Source organism: Halochromatium sp. (assembly GCF_054919635.1).
In genome coordinates this window covers 1-3290 of sequence record NZ_JBUDPI010000384.1, presented here as the reverse complement: position 1 = coordinate 3290, position 3290 = coordinate 1, and the positions used below count along the sequence as shown (strand labels likewise).

Sequence of the window (3290 nt, the reverse complement as noted above, 5' to 3'; positions counted from 1 at the left end):
ATTGGGCCAGGGCTAGCTGGCGGTGGACCTGCCCGCGTGCGTCAATCGTCAAGCCGCCGGTCTCGCCGGGGAAGAAGGTTCCAGGCTGTCGGCCCATCGCGACCACGCGAGGCGCGAGCCGATAGGCATCGATACCCATCGCATAGAGGCGCGCAAGTGGACCACTGACGTTGCTTAAGGTGCCACGAAGCGCCTGGCGTGAGAGGCTATCGGAACGTTCTTGATCGAGCAGCCAGGGGATGTCGACGAAATAGAGGCCGGCTAACTCTTGGTCACGCGCGGGGTTGAAATCGCCGCTATAGACATGCGATGTCGTGATCACTGGTGCGTCGAAGTGCAGGGAGCGCAGCGCACCCCAAAGATGGCGGATGTTCTTGCTCGTCGCAACCAGCAGAACGACGTCGACATCGACGTCGGTGACGGTCTCGGCAACCTCTCTGACCGATCCGTAGGTGGGTTGGATCACCAACGTACCGCCGAGCGCGCGCCACTGATTACGGAAGGCGTCTGCCATGCGCCGTCCCCAGGGGTTTTGCGGAGAGACCAATGCGGCGCGTCTTAGCCCAGCGGCGTAGGCATAGGTTGCGGCACTCTCGGCCTCGTCCTCTGGAGCCAGTGAGAATTGGAAGAGGTTGGTCGCCCGAGCTCCCTCGCTCCGGTTTAGGGCTAGGGTCGGAACAGAGAGCGAGCCCTGGCGCGCAAGCGCATTGACCGATGCCTTCTGGAGCGGCCCAATGACCAGGTCTGCACCTTTGACAACGCCTTCCGAGTAAGCAGAAGCGCTATCCGCGCCGAAGCTCAGCTGCGGACGCGTGCCGCTGCGATCAGCCTCGTAAGCCGCCATGATGCCATCTCTGACGGCGCCGCCTGCCGCCCCAAACTGACCAAAGGTTGGGAGCAGCACCAGCGCATCTGTACCAGCAACATAACCGCCGGCGAGCGTCGCGAAGTAAGCGGTCTCGAGGCCGGCGAGAGCTGGGTGCTGACGGTAACGCTCACGCCATTGGCGCAAACTGAGATTCAGCTGTGGTGAGGCCACGCTCCGTCCCGCAAGCAGCTGTGCAAGCTCGACCCAGCCACGCATCTGTCCGCCCGTGGAGCGGGCGGCTTGGGCCAAGGATGCCTTGTTCATGCTCGCAAGCGTGAACAGGAGTGAGACTTGATTGTCCATCCGCGCCGCTGGCTCATCGCTGAGCAGGGGGTCGAGCTCGTTGAGGGTCTCAGCCGCGCGCAGGGGCTGGCTGTTCATCCGGTAGGCCGCTGCTAGGGAGCCGAGGTACTTGACCCTCAGGGGCGGGGGCAATGACCCCTTCCTGACCTGATCCAGGGTGTTCATGGCCTCGCGAGCGCGGCCACGGCTCAAGGCCACTTCGGCCTGCAGCAGCAATGTCATCTCGCGTTGAGATGTCGTTAGTACCTCGCGGTCGAGGTCGCGCAGGGTGCCCGCCGCCGCTTCGGCATCGCCAGCTTGGAGGAGCGCATCCGCTGCTTCGAGCTCGAGTTGCTGGCGCGCTGGAGCCGGTGCCGTTTTGGCAAGCGCTAGATAGGCTTCGGCGGCTGCCCGGTACTGGCCGTTCTTCTCGAGAGCGCGGGCCTCGGCAAGGGCTGCAGGCGGGACTGTCTCAAGTACCCGCTGCGCATCTCTGACAGGGTCGATCGCGCACGCGGACAAGAGGACCGTGACAGTAACGGCTGCAAGCAGCAAGCTGTGCAGTAGGGGCCGCCGACGATGTCGGCGTTGCGACAAGGTGCTATCCAAGCCTTGCGTCAATGCTGCAACGTAATCGGGCGTAACGGCTGTCTGTCGGGGCTGCCGAGCGGGGCGCTGACCAGGCATCATGGGCTCCTGATGGTGAAGACGATCTGACCGAGCGGCGAGGCAAATTTTGATGGCGACACTATACGTTGTGGCAACGCCAATCGGCAATCGCGAGGACCTGAGTTCTCGTGCCCAACAGGTGTTATCCGAGGTGTCGTTGATCGCCTGCGAGGATACGCGCCATAGTCGGCATTTCCTATCAAGCTTCGGCGTCGACACCGAACTCGTGTCCTATCATGAGCACAATGAGGATCAGGTGAGCGCGCGCCTGCTGACACGCTTGTCGGCGGGTGAGACGGTGGCCTTGATCAGCGATGCCGGCACGCCGCTGATCAGCGATCCTGGCTTCGTGCTCATCCGTGCGGCCCGTGCGCAGGGGATTCGGGTGGAGCCGATCCCTGGACCCTGTGCCGCCATCTGTGCGTTGTCGGCGGCTGGGCTGCCGAGCGACCGGTTCCTGTTCGTTGGCTTTCCGCCGCGTAGTCGGTCGCAACGGGTGACCTGGTCTCAGGGCTTCGTCAACGAGCCGGGTACACTCATCTGTTACGAGAGTGGACGACGAGTTGTCGGGACACTGGATGATCTAGCCGAGGTGCTAGGTGCCGAGCGGCGCGCCGTCATCGCCCGCGAGCTCACCAAGCGCTTTGAAACCTTTTTGGTCGGCACCCTAAGCGACCTATCGGTTCAGGTGGCAACGAGCCCCGAGCAGCAGCTTGGCGAGCTGGTGCTGTTGATCGAAGGTGATCGGCGTAACGATGATGAGCGTGAGCAGGCTGAGCAGCTGCGCGTGCTAGAGCTGCTCGCCGCTGAGCTACCGCTCAAGCAAGCGGCGGCCTTGGCTGCGGCAATTACCGGTGGCGCGCGCAACCGGCTATACAAGGCTGCGCTGGCGGCGCGGGATAGGCCCGATGATTCATCCATAGGATGACCGATGCTAGCTGGCGATAGAACAATGGTCAGCTGTGCTGCGAGACGCTAGACTAATGGTTCGGGAGTCGGCCGGACAGTCGCGGCTTGACGCAAACGTCAAGCGGAGGAAAGTCCGGGCTCCATCGGGCAGGGTGCCAGGTAACGCCTGGGGGGCGAGAGCCTACGGAAAGTGCCGCAGAAAACAGACCGCCAACCCGCGTGAGCGGGCGGTAAGGGTGAAAAGGTGCGGTAAGAGCGCACCGCGTCCGTGGCAACACGCGACGGCAGGGTAAACCCCACCCGGAGCAAGACCAAATAGGGGAGCAAGCGGCTTCGGCTGCGACATGCGGCCCGCATGAGCTCCCGGGTAGGTCGCTTGAGGCGCGGGGTGACCCGTGTCCCAGATGAATGACTGTCCACGACAGAACCCGGCTTATAGGCCGGCTCCCTCTCTCCCATTTCGGTTGCCGCGCGACGAGGGCCGTTGCGCTCGGCTCATCAGCGATCGCGGCTGCACCTAGGGCCTTTTCTACGAGTGCAGGCTTGAGTCTACTGGCGTGTT

At 63.4% G+C, this 3290-nt stretch carries 2 protein-coding genes and 1 other RNA gene; 2 read left to right on the top strand and 1 reads right to left on the bottom strand.

Annotated features, from left to right (window positions below; translation table 11 throughout):
- A partial coding sequence (locus ACY693_RS16990) for a penicillin-binding protein activator (protein WP_462322994.1) occupies positions 1-1837 on the bottom strand: 1837 nt, incomplete at its 3' end.
- 52 nt (positions 1838-1889) lie between these two features.
- On the opposite strand from ACY693_RS16990, the gene rsmI reads away from it, so the two are divergent.
- Together rsmI and rnpB are read left to right on the top strand one after the other, a co-directional pair.
- Entirely contained in the window at positions 1890-2747 is an 858-nt protein-coding gene (gene rsmI / locus ACY693_RS16985; protein ID WP_462322993.1) for a 16S rRNA (cytidine(1402)-2'-O)-methyltransferase, read from the top strand.
- Positions 2748-2810: 63 nt separating this feature from the next.
- Positions 2811-3180, top strand: an RNA gene (gene rnpB / locus ACY693_RS16980) — RNase P RNA component class A.
- Positions 3181-3290 lie beyond the last annotated feature (110 nt).